Below are 13,781 nucleotides of genomic sequence, written 5' to 3' on the forward strand. Positions count from 1 at the left end.
CAGATCAGCGAGTACTCGCGGCCGAGCGATCGATGCGGACGTGGCGACAGCGGACGTAGCGACAGCGGACACGTGGACCTCCCGACGACTGACCAGGCATTGGACAGATCGACTGCCGACCCTAATCGGGCAGGCCTTTCACGCCATAGCCCTGTGTTCGGGGACACGTGCCGACTCGACCGACCTTCGAGCGCGTCGGCGGCCGTTTCGATCTTCGCTGGTGATCGTCGCGACCAGACGATCGGATGCGGTCGACCGACCGTCGAACACGGGGCGGTCCGCTGGGGCGCGGCCGGACTCGACCTCGGGTCGATCGTCAGCCGATCAGCTCGTCAACCGGTCAGCAGAACGGCGGGTCGCCGGAGCCGCCGCGGTCGCCGACGGCGAGGCCGCGGCCTGCCGGGCGTCCGACGGTCAGGACGCCGCCGGACCCGCGGGCGTGCCGACGAGGCCGACTCCCGCGCCGCGCAGCTGTTCGACGGCACGCTGCACGCTCGTCGAGGAGACCCCGGCCGTGAGGTCGAGCAGGACCGTGGTGTGCAGACCCTCGTCGTGGGCGTCCAACGCGGTGGCCCGAACGCAGTGGTCGGTGGCCAGCCCCACCACCTCGACGGTGTCCACCGAGCGTTCTCGCAGCCAGGCCGCCAGTGTCCGGCCGTCGGGGTCGAAGCCCTCGAAGCCGGAGTACGCCGCCGCATGGGCGCCCTTGGAGAACACGGCCTCCACGGCGGCGATGTCGAGCGAGGGATGGAAGGAGGCGCCGGGAGTGCCCGCGACGCAGTGCACCGGCCAGGAGTCGACGAAGTCCGGCTCGTCGGAGAAGTGGTCGCCGGGGTCGACGTGATAGTCCCGCGTGGCGATCACGTGGTCGTACTCCGAACCCGCGATGTGCCGGGAGATGGCCGCCGCCACCGCGGCCCCGCCGGGTACGCCGAGCGATCCTCCCTCGCAGAAGTCGTTCTGCACGTCCACCACGATCAGTGCTCTGGTCATGTCCACCCCCGAGTCGATACGTCAGCAGAGTAGTCGCACCATCGAGGGTCCGGGTCGTCTCCTGTATCCATTCAGCCCTCCGTCCGAGAGCTGTCACGGGAGTAGGGGATGCCCTGCCACCCGGATGGGCGCCGCCCGCCGCTGCCTCCGTCCGCGAGCACGACACGGCTTGTCGGGCGAGCGACGCCCCGTCTCGCGTCGCCCCGACCTGTGGCGGCGCATCACCTCGACGGTCGGTCACGGGAGGCCGCCGGGCCTGCCGCCGCACACGACGGGGTGGACCGCGGCGACTCCGAGCCGGTCCGATCGGCGGCGAGCACCGAGGTGTGGGAGACCCCGGCGGGAGCCGTCCCGCCCGCGCCTCGTGAGGTCCGAGCCTCGGCGGCCCTGCCCGCCGCCGTCGAGCCCGCATGCCAGTCCGCCGATCACGATGTGGCGGAGCGCGGAGCCGCGAGGTCGACGCGCGGCCGGGTCACTCGACGAGGGACCAGGGCTCGCAGCCGGAGCTCTCGAACACCTCGCCGTCGGACACGGTCACCGTGGCAGGCCCCTCGGTGTTCCCGTTGGCGAGGATCGCGCCGAGTTCACCGCTGGCATCGGAGTTCCGCGCCCAGTAGCAGTTCGGGATGACCGAGTCGGCCGGACCGTCGGTGCGCCAGGTGCCCGCGACCATGTCCGTGCCGACGACGTAGTTGCCCCCTTGGATGGTGACGGCCGGTCCCGATTCCTCCTCCACGGCCGCCGCCGCGGTCTCGGGGGCCGGTGCCTCCTCGGTGACCGTCTCGGTGTGCGTCTCGGTGGCCGCGGTCGACGACCGTCCTCCGTCGTCGCCGTCGTCGGAACCCCCGCTCGCGAGGCCGACCCCGACCACCACCCCCAGGACTCCGACCACTGCCACGTGCCATCCCCGCCAGTTCACGGCCACTCTTGATTCCCCTCGTACATGGTCGGCTCCCTCAGCCGACACCTCGCCTGTCGCCGAAGGCGGCGGCCTGTTACGGGAGGTGACCAGCTTGAGACCGGCTCGTCATGCGTCCGCTGCCAGGTACTCAGAGTGATCGCTTCGGCCGGGATCGGGCGGAATGCCCGCGGGGCTCGCTGTCGTCGCAGGTGGCGGCGAGGGTCGGGTGCGGGCGGCGACCGCCCGGCCTCGTCCTCGCCGGCGATGCCTGGAGCGCCGCCCGCCGGAGCGGCCCCGTCTCGGCGGGGCGAAACCGAGCGGGCCGGCTACGGCGAGGGAACGGACCTCGGCACGGACGCCGTCGCCGCGTGTACACGGCCGTTCGCCATCGGGACTGATCGGAGGCTCGATTCATGCGATCGCCCCGTGCATCGATCTCCGTCCAGGCGCTCCGGCACCGGTCCCCGCTGGGAACGGCGGTCACCCCGTCGGACGGCGACGCCGCCGGTCCGCGGGCGCCCACGGAACAGCGGTGAAGCCGGACTGCGTACGGCCGGAGCGCCCGTGCGCCCCTCGCCGGTGGGGGTCGTCAGTAGGTGACCGTGATGGCCCGGCCGGGGCCGTCGACTCGGACGGTGCCGCCGTACGGGATGACCACCTGCGGATCGGTGTGTCCCAGGTCGACGTCGAAGACCAGCATCGTCTCGGGCGCGTACTCGCCGAAGGCCCGTCGGAAGGCGTTCTGCTGCGCGGCGACGTACTCGGTGCGCTCGTCCGGCGTGGCCGGGTGCGACAGCGACCAGGCCTTCGCGCGGCCGATGAGCGCGGCGTCGAAGCGTCGCAGCAGCCCGCGTTCGCCCATGTTGCGGAGGATGCGGTACACCTCCTCCGAGCGGGGCAGCTCCTCGGAGGTCTCCAGGATCAGCACGCCGCCGTCGAGCCGCTCGCCCGCCGGGATCGCCCGGTTCGCCATCAGCAGCCAGCCCAGGAGTTCGAGGTTGCCGCCCCACGTCGTGCCCTCCACGACGCGTTCGGCGTTGTGCCAGGTCCATCCGTCGCAGGGCAGCATCGGCGGGGTGGTCTCGAAGGAGGCCGGGTCGTCCCACGGCAGGTCGACGTCGCCGTACTCCGAGGCCGGGGCCAACGGATGATCGCCTGCCTCGAACAGCGCGGCCCGCAGTGACGCCTCGGTCGTCGGGTGCATCGCGCCCGGCCTGCCGAACTGAGTCATCACCGCGCCGCCGTGGTAGCCGACGATGCCCGCGTCCCACAGGAAGGCCAGCAGGTTGATGTTGTCGCTGAAGCCGAAGAACGGCTTCGGATCGGCGCGCAGCACCTCGGCGTCGAGGTACGGCAGCACGGTGATCTGGTCGTCGCCGCCGATCGAGGAGATCACCGCGCGGATGTCTGGGTCGGTGAAGGCGGCGTGGATGTCGGCCGCCCGCTCCCGCGGCGTGGCGGCCAGCCTGCGGGTGGTCGGATACTCGACCGGGACGAGGCCGAAGTCCGTGCGCAGCCGGTGCAGGCCGGTCTCGTACGGCAGCGGTAGCAGCTCCGGCAGCCCGCCGGACGGGGACAGCACGGCGACCCGGTCGCCGGGCCGGGGTTTGGGCGGATACCGCAGCGACATGATCACAGCGTAAGGGGCTCGGCGGGACCGCCGCGACCGCTCTCGGTGCCTGAGTGGTGACTCGGTGCGCTCGTCTAGTCGGCCTGCGTCAGGATCACCAGCTTGCCCACGTGCTTCTTGGCGACGAAGTCGGCCTGTGCTCGACGCAGCTCACGCAGCGGGTAGGTCGCCGCGACCGTCGGACGGATCTCGCCTGCGGCGAGGTGGCCGATCAGGGCGCGGAACTGGTCGTGGGTGCCGAACGACGATCCGATGATCTGAAGCTGTCGCAGGTAGACGGTCCGCAGGTCCGTCTCGACGAGGGGACCCGCCATGGCTCCCGCCACGACGTACCGCCCGAGCGGACGGAGGCTGCGCAGCATCGCGGCGAACTCCGGGCCGCCGACGAGGTCGACGACCACGTCGACCTGTCCCTCCGCGCCCGTCAGGTCGAGGGCTCGGACCTCTTCGTCCAGTCCGGCGCGGCCGCGCGTGATGACCGCGTCGGCGCCGAGTTCCAGCGCCCGCCGTTCCTTGCCCGCGCCGACCACGGCGATCGCCCGGCCGCCCCTGGTCTTGACGAGTTGGAGGGCGGCGACGCCGACGCCGCCGGCGGAGCCGGTGATCAGCACGGTGTCCCCGCGTGTCATCCCTGCTCGGTCGAGCATGCGCAACGCGGTGGCCGAGGAGGTCGGAACGGAGGCCGGCTCGACGTCGCTGAGCGGGCTGTCGACGCGGTGGGCGTTGCCCTCGGGCACGGTGACCAGCTCGGCGAAGCCTCCGTCGCGTTCGGACCCGAGGTAGTCGGTGGTGACCAGCGCCCGTTCGTCGCCCTCGTAGAGCATCGGGTCGATCAGGACCCGCTCGCCGATCCTGCCCTCGTCGACGCCGGGGCCGACCTGGTCGACGCGGCCCACGACGTCGGCGCCCTGGATTCGGGGGAAGACCAGCGGTTCGCGCCGCCGGCCCGTCGTCGCGGCGGGGTCGGAGGCGGTGCCGTAGGCGCCTTCGCGGGTCCAGATGTCGGTGTTGTTGATCGCGGCGGCGGCGACGCGCACTCGGACCTCACCGGGTGCCGCCACCGGGTCGGGGACGTCGTCGCGGTAGACGAGTCGCTCCGGTCCGCCGAAGCCGGTGAGCTGTACGGCACGCATGAAGCCTCCTGAGGTATACCGATCGGTGTGGATACGTCCACGGCGCCATGCGGCGCCCAGGGTTGTCAACTCACCGGTCGGTATAGTCGCCGGCATGAGTGCTGGAACCGATGCGGAGCGATTGACTCCGGCAGGCCGCCGGGTGCTCGACGCCGCCTCCGATCTCTTCTACCGGCGCGGCATCCACGGTGTCGGGGTCGACGAGCTGGCGGCGACCGCGGGCGTCACGAAGAAGACGCTCTACGCCTGCTTCGGCTCCAAGGACGCCCTGGTGGCCCGTTACCTGCGCGAACGGGACCGACGGTGGCGCGACTTCCTGACCGAGGGGCTCGCCCCCTACGCCGACGATCCCGCCCGGGCGCTCCTCGCGAGCTTCGACGTCCTCCAGGATTGGATGGACCGGGAGGACCCGCGTGGCTGCGGATTCGTCAACGCGCTCGCCGAGCTGCCCTCGGCCGACCACCCCGGCCACCGGGCGGTGCTGGAACAGAAGCGCCGACTGCTCGGACTGTTGACGGAGCTCGCCGTCGCCGCCGATCTCACCGAGCCCGAGGACCTCGCGGGACTGATCCTGCTGTTGCACGAAGGCGCGGTGGTCACCAGGACCACCGGCAGCGTCCCCGACGCGCCGCGCCGAGCTCGCGCGGTGGCCGCCACGCTGGTGGCCGCCGCCGCCCGACCCGCCTGAAGGGCGCCCCGACTGCGAGGGCTCGTCGGATCGTCGCGGTGCGCAGGCGTCGCCCGCCCGGCGTCGTCCCGACGGTCCGAACCCGGCCGCGCAGCGTCCGGCCGCATCGGCGTGCCCCCGCACCGAGGACCTCGGCAGGTGAGCTCGGCAGGTCACCTCGGCGGGTGCGCGGGCGGCCGGGCGGCCGGATCGCCATCCCGCGATCCCGCCCTCCGCCGCGCGGGGCCGTTCCGCTCGTGGCACCGGGTCACCGGCCCGGCGCGCGCCGGGCCGGCCGTCACCCCGGAAGGCCCCGCCACACCGCCGGGCACGTCCGCCCCGGACCGCCGGTCCCGGCGCCCCGACCGGCGGGTTCCCGACGCGGCGCCCTCGGCCCGGCGGCGCCCGTCAGGGCAGGAACGTCGTCGGCAGCGCCGGCTCGCCGCGTGAGAGCGTCAATCCCTCCCACGGGACGCTGACCAGTGCCTGCCGGAGTCGCTCCCGGCCCTCCTCCAGCGTCGGCAGCCCCGGCACCCGGGCGCCGTCGCGCCACAGCGGCACCTGAAGCCTGCGATCATGCTCGCCCAGCGCGGGGGGCTCGGCGTCCGGGCGCACCCGGTAGACGACCTCCTCCACGGCCGTTCCCGTGGACCGGTGCCTGCGCAGCGCCGCCTTGCGGCCGCCGATCGACGTCTTGTTCTGGCTGCGCTTCTCGACCGGCCTGCCGTCGACCTCGACCAGCTTGTAGACCATGCCCGCCGCGGGCGCCCCCGACCCGGTGACCACCGAGGTGCCGACCCCGTAGCCGTCCACCGGGTCGGCCCGCAGGGCGGCGATGGCGTACTCGTCCAGGTCGCCGGACACGAGGATGCGGGTGCCGGTCGCGCCGAGGGAGTCCAACTGCTCACGAGCCTGCCTGGCGAGCACGCCGACCTCACCGGAGTCGATGCGGATCGCACCCAGCCCCGGTCCGGCCACCTCGACGGCCGTCGCGATGCCCTGGGTGATGTCGTAGGTGTCCACGAGCAGCGTGGTGCCCACGCCGAGCACGTCGACCTGCGTCTGGAACGCGGCGGCCTCCGTGTCGTGCAGCAGCGTGAAGGCATGGGCCGAGGTCCCGGCGGTGGGGATGCCGTACCGCCTGCCCGCCTCGAGGTTCGACGTCGCGGTGAAGCCCGCCAGATAGGCGGCGCGGGCGGCGGCGACCGCCGACTCCTCGTGGGTGCGCCGCGACCCCATCTCGATGAGCCTGCGTCCGTTCGCGGCGCTGGCCATCCTGGCGGCGGCCGAGGCCACCGCGCAGTCGTGATTCAGCACGGACAGGACCAGCGTCTCCAACAGCACCGCGTCGGCGAAGTCGGAGGTGACGCTGAGCACCGGCGAACCGGGGAAGTACAGCTCGCCCTCCGGATAGCCGTCGATCTCGCCCCGAAAGCGGTAATCGGCCAGCCAGGCCAGCGTGTCCTCGTCGACGGTGCCGTTCTCCCGAAGACTCCGCAGTTCGTCCGGGCCGAACCGGAAGTCGGCCAGCGCGTCCAGCAGTCTGCCGATTCCGGCGACCACGCCGTATCGACGTCCGCCGGGCAGGCTTCGGGCGAACACCTCGAAGGAACAGCGTCGGGCGGCCGTGCCGTCGTGCAGCGCCCCCGCGAGCATCGTCAGCTCGTAACGGTCGGTGAGCATTCCCGTGCTCGGTTTCCCCAGGCCAGCGTTCATGGGCGGAGCGTACGTGGCGAACGCTTTACACGAGGGATGTGTTCACGAGTGAGGCGGGCAGGTACACGCCGACGCCTTCTCCGGACGTGACACCATGGAGGAATGAGCACGCCAGTCGAACTGGAGCAGACCCAGGTCGACCCGAGCGCCGAGACGCTCGGCGCGGAGGACAAGCCCTGGATGACCATTGTCTGGAACGATCCGGTCAATCTCATGTCGTACGTCACGTACGTCTTTCAGAAGCTGTTCGGCTACAACCGCGACAAGGCCACCAAGCTGATGCTGGACGTCCATCAGAAGGGCCGCGCGGTCGTCTCCTCGGGTTCCAAGGAGAAAGTCGAGGGTGACGTGGCGAAGCTGCACGCCGCGGGCCTCTGGGCCACCATGCAGCGGGACTCGTGAACGGCTGGTGGCGTCGGGGCGACGCCATCGTGGCGGAGTTCTCGCCGCAGGAGGCCGCCATTCTGCGTGGCCTGGTCGGCCAGCTCCGCGAGATGCTGACCGCCAGGGCGGACGAGGCCCCGCAGGACGAGCTGTCGGCGCTGACGGGCATCCGCACCGGGCCGAGCACTCCTCCGGAGGAACGGGTGTTGCGCAGGCTGCTGCCGGACTTCCACCGGCCGCCGGAGGGCGAGGAGCTGAGCCCCGGCGACGCCGACTCGGCCGCGGCGCTGCGCTCGATGCACGAGCCCGAGGTGGTCGACCTCAAGACGGGCGTCGCGGGCGTCGTCCTGGCCACCTGCCCGCCCGACGGCGGCCGGATCAGGCTCGACGACGAGCAGGCCTCGGCGTGGCTGGCGGCGTTGAACGACGTCCGCCTGGCGCTGGGCACCGTGCTGGAGGTCAGTGACGACATGCCGGAGGAGCTGCCGGAGGATGACCCCCGGCAGCCGCATCTGAGCGTCTACCACTGGCTCACCGTCGTGCAGGACACCCTGGTCCACGGCCTCACCGTCGACTGAGCCCGTGCGCCGCGACCTGAACCCCGGCCCGCATGACGCCGTCACCGACGTCGGCGGGCTGCTCGTCGGGCAGTACGGCCGCACGGACGGCGGCTGGGCCACCGGCTGCTCGGTCGTGCTCGTCCCGGACGGGGCCGTCGGCGGCGTCGACGTCCGGGGCGGCGGTCCCGGCACCAGGGAGACCGACCTGCTCGACCCGTCGAACCTGGTCCAGCGGGTACAGGGCGTGTGCCTGAGCGGGGGCAGCGCCTTCGGGCTCGCCTCGGCCGACGGCGTGCTGCGGTGGCTGGCCGAACGCGGCCACGGGCTGGCGGTGTCGTCCGTGCCCGGCCGTGTGGTGCCGATCGTGCCCGCCGCCGTGCTCTTCGACCTCGACCTCGGCGACTGGGAGCTGCGCCCGGACGCCGAGTTCGGCTATCGGGCCTGCGAACGGGCCACCGCCGAGAGACCCGAGGAGGGCTCCGTCGGAGCGGGCACCGGGGCGACCGCCGGGACGCTGAAGGGCGGCATCGGCACCGCGAGCACCGTGCTCGCCGACGGGACGACCGTCGGCGCGCTCGTCGCGGTCAACCCGGTGGGCGAGGTGATCGATCCGACGACCGGGCTGCCCTGGTACGACGACGCCGCCACCCGCGCCGCGCTCGGCTTGACCGACCCGGACCCGGCCGAGGCACGGCGGACCGCGCCGCCGCGGGGCCGTCGCCCGTTGAACACCGTCATCGGCGTGGTGGCCACCGACACGGAGCTGACCAAGGCCGAGTGCCGGCGGGTGGCCACGGTGTCCCACGACGGCATCGCCAGGGCGATCCGGCCCGCGCACTCGATCTTCGACGGCGACGCCGTCTTCGTGCTGGCCACCGGCGCCCGGCCCGCGGTCGACGCGGCGACCCGAGTCGTCGCGGTGGACGAGCTGGCCCAGGCCGCGGCCGACGTCTTCGCGCGGGCCGTGGTGCGCGGCGTCCTCACGGCCACCGGGCTCGCGGGTCGACCGGCCTACCGCGAGCGTTATCCGTCCGCCGTCCGGGACTGACCCGCCGCGTCGCTGACACGTCGCCTGGCGCATCGCCGCCCGGTGCATCGCCGACGGTGTCCCGATGGCCTGATGCGTCGACGGATGGCGGCACGGCGCGCCGAATCGTGGTGCGCCGACGCATCGTGTCCGGGGTGACGAGACCCGGACGGGCGGCGTGACACCGGGCCGTTCGCGTCGCCGATCCACCGCGTCGCAGACAGGCCCGCTCGTCCTTCTCGCCCGCGTCACCCGGCCGTCCTGCCGACCGCCGGTTTCGCCTCTCGAACCGCCGACCGACCGGACCGGCTCCGGCCGCATCGGACCGTCCGCCGCGGATGTCACAGTCCGGAGCACTGGACCTGCTGGACGTGACACGTAGGATTGGCGACGTGCTGGTGATCCGACGCGACCTCGTGGACGCGATGGTCGCGCACGCCCGGCGGGACCATCCCGACGAGGCATGCGGCGTCATCGCGGGCCCGGCGGGCTCGGATCGTCCCGAGCGGCTGATCGAGATGGTCAACGCCGAACGGTCGCCCACCTTCTACCGCTTCGACTCGACCGAACAGCTCCAGGTCTGGCGGGCCATGGACCAGGCGGACGAGGAGCCGGTGGTCATCTACCACTCGCACACCGCCACCGAGGCCTACCCCTCGCGCACCGACGTGTCCTACGCGGGTGAACCCGGGGCGCACTACGTGCTGGTGTCGACCAGACATCCCGAGGAGCACGAGCTGCGCTCCTATCGGATCGTCGACGGCCAGATCACCGAAGAGCCGGTCGAGGTCGTCGAGTCCTACATGTTCTCGCACACGGGCGCCGACGACGTGCCCGACTGTCGCTGATCTCCTCGCGCAGCACTCCGTCCCCCGACGTGTGCCCGGATCACGCTGGAACCTTCCTTCCGCCACGACAGGAGTCCGACCATGGCAGTGACCGTGTCCATCCCCACCATCCTGCGCACCCACACCGAGGGTGAGAAGTCGGTGCCCGCCGACGGCGCGACGCTCCAGGAGGTCATCGACGACCTGGACAACCGCTACTCGGGGCTCAAGGGCCGCCTGGTCAAGGAGGGCGCCCTGCACCGCTTCGTCAACGTCTACGTCAACGACGAGGACGTCCGGTTCTCCGGCGGCCTCGGCGCGGCGGTCAAGGACGGCGACAACATCACCATCCTGCCCGCCGTCGCGGGCGGGATGCGCTGAGCACGCGATCGCGAGAGCCCGGTGAGGACTGACTGATGGCTCGGTACGACTCGCTGCTGGACGCCCTCGGAGACACCCCGTTGGTGGGGCTGCCGAACCTGTCGCCGGGGCCGTCGGTCCGTCTCTGGGCGAAACTGGAGGACCGCAATCCGACCGGCTCGATCAAGGACCGGCCCGCGCTGGCCATGATCGAGGCGGCGGAGCGCGACGGCAGGCTGCGGCCGGGCGACACCGTGTTGGAGCCGACATCGGGCAACACCGGGATCGCCTTGGCCATGGCCGCCTCCCTCAAGGGTTATCGGCTGATCTGCGTGCTGCCGGAGAACACGTCGGTGGAGCGCAGGCAGCTGCTCAAGGCCTACGGCGCCGAGATCATCCTCTCCTCGGCGGCGGGCGGGTCGAATCAGGCCGTCGCCACCGCCCGCGGGCTCGCCGAGGAGCACCCGGACTGGGTGATGCTCTACCAGTACGGGAATCCGGCCAACGCCGAGGCGCACTACCGGGGCACCGGGCCGGAGATCCTGCGCGACCTGCCCGAGGTGACGCACTTCGTGGCGGGCCTGGGCACCACCGGGACGCTGGTCGGCGTCGGCCGCTACCTGCGAGAGCACAAGCCCGACGTGCAGGTCGTCGCCGCCGAGCCGCGCTACGGGGAGCTGGTCTACGGGCTGCGCAACCTCGACGAGGGCTTCGTGCCGGAGCTGTACGACCCCGACGTGCTGACGGGCCGCTATTCGGTGGGTTCTCGGGACGCGCTGCGCCGGACCCGGGAGCTGCTGTCCGCCGAGGGGGTCTTCGCGGGCATCTCCACGGGAGCCGTCCTGCACGCCGCGTTGGGCGTGGCGGAGAAGGCGGCCGGGGCGGGGCAGACCGCCGACGTGGTGTTCGTGGTGGCCGACGCGGGTTGGAAGTACCTCTCCACCGGCGTCTACTCGGGCGATCTCGACGACGCCGCGGAACGGCTCGACACCCAGCTCTGGGCCTGACGGCGATCGGCGGCCCTGGTCGCCCGGAGTCGCCGAATCCCGGCGTCGCTCGACGGCGGGCGGCCCGGGGCCGTGGCGGGCGCCGCCGATGACGGCCGGGAGTGGTCGTCGTGGCGACGAAGGCGTCGGGGAGGACCGCGGCGGCGGTGGCGGACGCCCGCGCGAAGCGGGTGGGGCCGAGGTCGCATCGTGGCGACGGCGTCCCTGCTCGGCGGCTCCGGAGCACGCGGTGAGCGGCCTGCGGGACGGACGTGCCGGGTGCCCGCGGTCGAGTCCGCCTCCGCGGTGTCGACCCTGCCCGCCATGCGGGTCGGTGTCGTCGCACCCCGCGTCGAGGCGTCGCTGCCACCGCGTCGGCTTCGTCATCGGTTCGACTTCGCACCGTCGATCAACCGCATCGCCGGGCAGTCCCGACGATCACCGGGCTGTGAGACCGACCAGTCCGCGACCGTCCGACCGTCGCCGTACGAATGAGAACGCGGACGGGCCGACGCGGCCGCGCCGAGGGCCGAATCCGCCTGCTCGCAGCGCTCCCGCACGGCACCGCATCAGGCCCGCCTCGAAACCGAGCGGCGCCGAGCCCGCGCCGGCGGCTTCGGCTCAGCCGAGGAACAGGGTGTCGGGGAGGCCGACGTCGAGGTCCGGCAGCACCAGCAGCCTGCCGTCCTGCGGCCGTCCCGACTCCGTCGCGGGCGTGGCGGTGGTGACGTAGAGGTCGGTGAAGCCGAAGCCGCCGAAGCAGCAGCCGGTCGGCTCGGCGGCGGGCAGCTCGATCCGACGGTCCAGGACGCCCTCGGGCGTGTAGCGGTGCAGCGCCGCGCCGCCCCGGATCGGCACCCACAGACAGCCCGCGGCGTCGACGCAGAACCCGTTCGGCTCACCGGGCACGTCGGCGGCCTCGAATAACGGTCGCCGATCCCGCACGGCGCCCGTCGCCCGGTCGAAGGAGAGCACGTCGACGCGCCGCGTGCCGCGCTCGGCGACGTACAGCGACCGCCAGTCGGGGCTCCAACCGAGTCCGGTGATCTCGGCCGCCGGATTCAGCGGGGTGGCCGCCGCACCGTCGGGCTCCACCCTGGCCAGCCAGCCGCGCCCGGTGGCGCCGCTCGACGCGGTGCCGCCCGCCGGCGCCGAGTGCGCGGCCGTCCCGTCCGGCGTCGAAGCCGCCGCGTGGCTGCCCGCCCACAGCCGGCCCGCCGGATCGACCGCCGCGGTGCCCGGCTCGCCGGCCGGGCGTGCCCAGTAGACCAGCCAGCGTCGAGTGTCGTCGGAGTCGATCAGCGCGATGCCGTCGCGCAGGCTCGCCACCAGACCGCCCCGCACCCGGGGTCGCACCGCGCCGACTCGCTGCGGCAGGTCCATGGTGGCGTCGACCCCGGTGATCGGCTGATACCGGTGCACGCGGGAGTGGGGCGTGTCCACCCAGAGCAGTGACTCGGCGGTGATGTCCCAGGTCGGACAGGCACCCTCGGCGGCGGCCTCGTCCACCGCCACCTCGCAGTTCGCATGATTCACCACGGCGACTGGCTCCTTCGGCATGTCCTGACGGCCGGCCGGGGGGTCGGCTGGTCGGCGTGGACCCTTCGGTGCGTGGCTTCCGCCGTCGACCTGATCGACTGTTACCGCCACAATCGATATCAGTACGCCGCTCGTCCCCCGACGACGGGGCCGACGACCCGCTCGAGCGGACACCCGGCGTCGGAGACTCCCGTCGACATGTCCGTCGTCACGATGCGTGAGCCGACGTCGGCTCCCTGTCCGGCTCTGCGGGGCGAGATCCGACGTCGGCGCCGAGCCCGCGGGCGTTCTCACGGGAGGCGAGCCGAAGCGCGGCGGGAAACGGATCGGCGACGATCCGGGCCATCTCGGGGTCGACCCCGATGCGGCGTGGGTGTTCGTGCGTAGGCTCGTTCTCGTGGACTCACTCGCTCATGCCAAGCCGCCTCGCCCGCCTGCCAAGCGGGTCCTCCCGCCGCAGCCGAAGCAGGCGGCGATCGTCATGGTCGGGTTCACGGCGACGTTGTGGGTGGTGCACCTGATCAACGTCCTGTTGAGCACGCCGATGTCACCGGGCGGACTCAACATCCACGGCATCCGGCCTCTGGACTTCTCCGGTCTGGCCGGGGTGCTGTGGGCGCCGTTCCTCCACGGCGACTGGGCTCACCTGATGGGCAACTCGGTGCCCTTCCTGATCTTCGGCTTCCTGGCGATGTCCGGCGGCGTCGGCCAGTGGCTCGCGGTGACCTCGCTGATCTGGCTGGTCGGCGGCATGGGCGTCTGGGTGGCGGGCGGCATCGGCACCCTGCACATCGGCGCCTCCGGCGTCGTGTTCGGCTGGCTGACCTTCCTGCTGGTGCGCGGCCTGTTCAGCCGCAGCCTGCCGCAGATCGGCGTGGCGATCGTCCTGTTCTTCTTCTACGGCGGAATCCTGTGGGGCGTCCTGCCCGGCCAGCCCGGCGTCTCCTGGCAGGGTCACCTGTTCGGCGCCCTCGGCGGCGCGCTGGCGGCCTGGCTGGTGGCGAAGTCCCTCGCGAGCAGGCAGAGCAGGCCGAGCCTCACCCCCGGGCTGAGCTGAG

At 72.6% G+C, this 13,781-nt stretch carries 15 protein-coding genes; 9 read left to right on the forward strand and 6 right to left on the reverse strand.

Going from position 1 to position 13,781, the window contains the following annotated elements:
* Positions 1-414: 414 nt before the first annotated feature.
* The 4 genes from AHOG_RS05930 to AHOG_RS05945 all read right to left on the reverse strand — a co-directional run bounded on the left by AHOG_RS05930 (position 415) and on the right by AHOG_RS05945 (position 4,657).
* A complete protein-coding gene (locus tag AHOG_RS05930) occupies positions 415-993 on the reverse strand; it encodes an isochorismatase family protein (protein WP_093944196.1) in 579 nt (192 codons plus the stop codon).
* 472 nt (positions 994-1,465) lie between these two features.
* Positions 1,466-1,891 carry an Rv1352/Rv1906c domain-containing protein gene (locus tag AHOG_RS05935; RefSeq protein ID WP_157736668.1) on the reverse strand — a complete coding sequence of 142 codons (426 nt, stop codon included), beginning with the start codon at positions 1,889-1,891 and terminating at the stop codon, positions 1,466-1,468.
* Between the two features lie 592 nt (positions 1,892-2,483).
* Positions 2,484-3,524, reverse strand: a complete 1,041-nt coding sequence (locus AHOG_RS05940; protein ID WP_184450901.1) for a S66 family peptidase — start codon at positions 3,522-3,524, stop codon at positions 2,484-2,486.
* Between the two features lie 74 nt (positions 3,525-3,598).
* Positions 3,599-4,657: a zinc-binding dehydrogenase gene (locus AHOG_RS05945; protein ID WP_093940455.1), complete on the reverse strand. Its 1,059-nt coding sequence runs from the start codon at positions 4,655-4,657 to the stop codon at positions 3,599-3,601.
* Between the two features lie 94 nt (positions 4,658-4,751).
* On the opposite strand from AHOG_RS05945, the gene AHOG_RS05950 reads away from it, so the two are divergent.
* A complete protein-coding gene (locus AHOG_RS05950; protein ID WP_093940456.1) occupies positions 4,752-5,345 on the forward strand; it encodes a TetR/AcrR family transcriptional regulator in 594 nt (197 codons plus the stop codon).
* A 387-nt stretch (positions 5,346-5,732) separates the two neighbouring features.
* Here AHOG_RS05950 and AHOG_RS05955 read toward each other — a convergent pair whose 3' ends face one another.
* Positions 5,733-7,040 carry a nicotinate phosphoribosyltransferase gene (locus AHOG_RS05955; protein ID WP_093940457.1) on the reverse strand — a complete coding sequence of 436 codons (1,308 nt, stop codon included), beginning with the start codon at positions 7,038-7,040 and terminating at the stop codon, positions 5,733-5,735.
* Between the two features lie 102 nt (positions 7,041-7,142).
* Between AHOG_RS05955 and clpS the strand changes: the two genes are divergently transcribed.
* The 7 genes from clpS to AHOG_RS05990 all read left to right on the forward strand — a co-directional run bounded on the left by clpS (position 7,143) and on the right by AHOG_RS05990 (position 11,679).
* Positions 7,143-7,442: an ATP-dependent Clp protease adapter ClpS gene (gene clpS, locus AHOG_RS05960; RefSeq protein WP_075739447.1), complete on the forward strand. Its 300-nt coding sequence runs from the start codon at positions 7,143-7,145 to the stop codon at positions 7,440-7,442.
* Positions 7,439-8,002 (forward strand): DUF2017 domain-containing protein, encoded by a 564-nt coding sequence (locus tag AHOG_RS05965; protein ID WP_093940458.1) that lies wholly within the window; start codon positions 7,439-7,441, stop codon positions 8,000-8,002. Before clpS ends, AHOG_RS05965 begins: the two co-directional genes overlap by 4 nt.
* Positions 8,003-8,006: 4 nt before the next feature.
* Entirely contained in the window at positions 8,007-9,032 is a 1,026-nt protein-coding gene (locus AHOG_RS05970; RefSeq protein ID WP_245856582.1) for a P1 family peptidase, read from the forward strand.
* Positions 9,033-9,403: 371 nt separating this feature from the next.
* Positions 9,404-9,859 carry a M67 family metallopeptidase gene (locus tag AHOG_RS05975; RefSeq protein WP_093940459.1) on the forward strand — a complete coding sequence of 152 codons (456 nt, stop codon included), beginning with the start codon at positions 9,404-9,406 and terminating at the stop codon, positions 9,857-9,859.
* 81 nt (positions 9,860-9,940) lie between these two features.
* Positions 9,941-10,219 carry a MoaD/ThiS family protein gene (locus tag AHOG_RS05980; RefSeq protein ID WP_093940460.1) on the forward strand — a complete coding sequence of 93 codons (279 nt, stop codon included), beginning with the start codon at positions 9,941-9,943 and terminating at the stop codon, positions 10,217-10,219.
* Positions 10,220-10,254: 35 nt separating this feature from the next.
* Positions 10,255-11,205 carry a PLP-dependent cysteine synthase family protein gene (locus AHOG_RS05985; RefSeq protein ID WP_093940461.1) on the forward strand — a complete coding sequence of 317 codons (951 nt, stop codon included), beginning with the start codon at positions 10,255-10,257 and terminating at the stop codon, positions 11,203-11,205.
* A 189-nt stretch (positions 11,206-11,394) separates the two neighbouring features.
* Positions 11,395-11,679, forward strand: coding sequence for a hypothetical protein (locus tag AHOG_RS05990; protein WP_157736669.1), 285 nt, complete (start codon positions 11,395-11,397; stop codon positions 11,677-11,679).
* A 126-nt stretch (positions 11,680-11,805) separates the two neighbouring features.
* On the opposite strand, the gene AHOG_RS05995 is transcribed toward AHOG_RS05990, so the two are convergent.
* Positions 11,806-12,723, reverse strand: coding sequence for an SMP-30/gluconolactonase/LRE family protein (locus AHOG_RS05995; RefSeq protein WP_245856583.1), 918 nt, complete (start codon positions 12,721-12,723; stop codon positions 11,806-11,808).
* A 397-nt stretch (positions 12,724-13,120) separates the two neighbouring features.
* On the opposite strand from AHOG_RS05995, the gene AHOG_RS06000 reads away from it, so the two are divergent.
* Entirely contained in the window at positions 13,121-13,780 is a 660-nt protein-coding gene (locus AHOG_RS06000; protein WP_245856584.1) for a rhomboid family intramembrane serine protease, read from the forward strand.
* Position 13,781 lies beyond the last annotated feature (1 nt).

Origin of the sequence: Actinoalloteichus hoggarensis, from assembly GCF_002234535.1 — a bacterium.
GTDB lineage: Bacteria > Actinomycetota > Actinomycetes > Mycobacteriales > Pseudonocardiaceae > Actinoalloteichus_A > Actinoalloteichus_A hoggarensis.

Coding starts and splice junctions, on each gene's coding strand:
- AHOG_RS05985 (WP_093940461.1), top strand. CDS start 10,255: ATGGCTCGGTACGACTCGCTGCTGGACGCCCTCGGAGACACCCCGTTG.
- AHOG_RS05950 (WP_093940456.1), top strand. CDS start 4,752: ATGAGTGCTGGAACCGATGCGGAGCGATTGACTCCGGCAGGCCGCCGG.
- AHOG_RS05945 (WP_093940455.1), bottom strand. CDS start 4,657: ATGCGTGCCGTACAGCTCACCGGCTTCGGCGGACCGGAGCGACTCGTC.
- clpS (WP_075739447.1), top strand. CDS start 7,143: ATGAGCACGCCAGTCGAACTGGAGCAGACCCAGGTCGACCCGAGCGCC.
- AHOG_RS05940 (WP_184450901.1), bottom strand. CDS start 3,524: ATGTCGCTGCGGTATCCGCCCAAACCCCGGCCCGGCGACCGGGTCGCC.
- AHOG_RS05980 (WP_093940460.1), top strand. CDS start 9,941: ATGGCAGTGACCGTGTCCATCCCCACCATCCTGCGCACCCACACCGAG.
- AHOG_RS05930 (WP_093944196.1), bottom strand. CDS start 993: ATGACCAGAGCACTGATCGTGGTGGACGTGCAGAACGACTTCTGCGAG.
- AHOG_RS05955 (WP_093940457.1), bottom strand. CDS start 7,040: ATGAACGCTGGCCTGGGGAAACCGAGCACGGGAATGCTCACCGACCGT.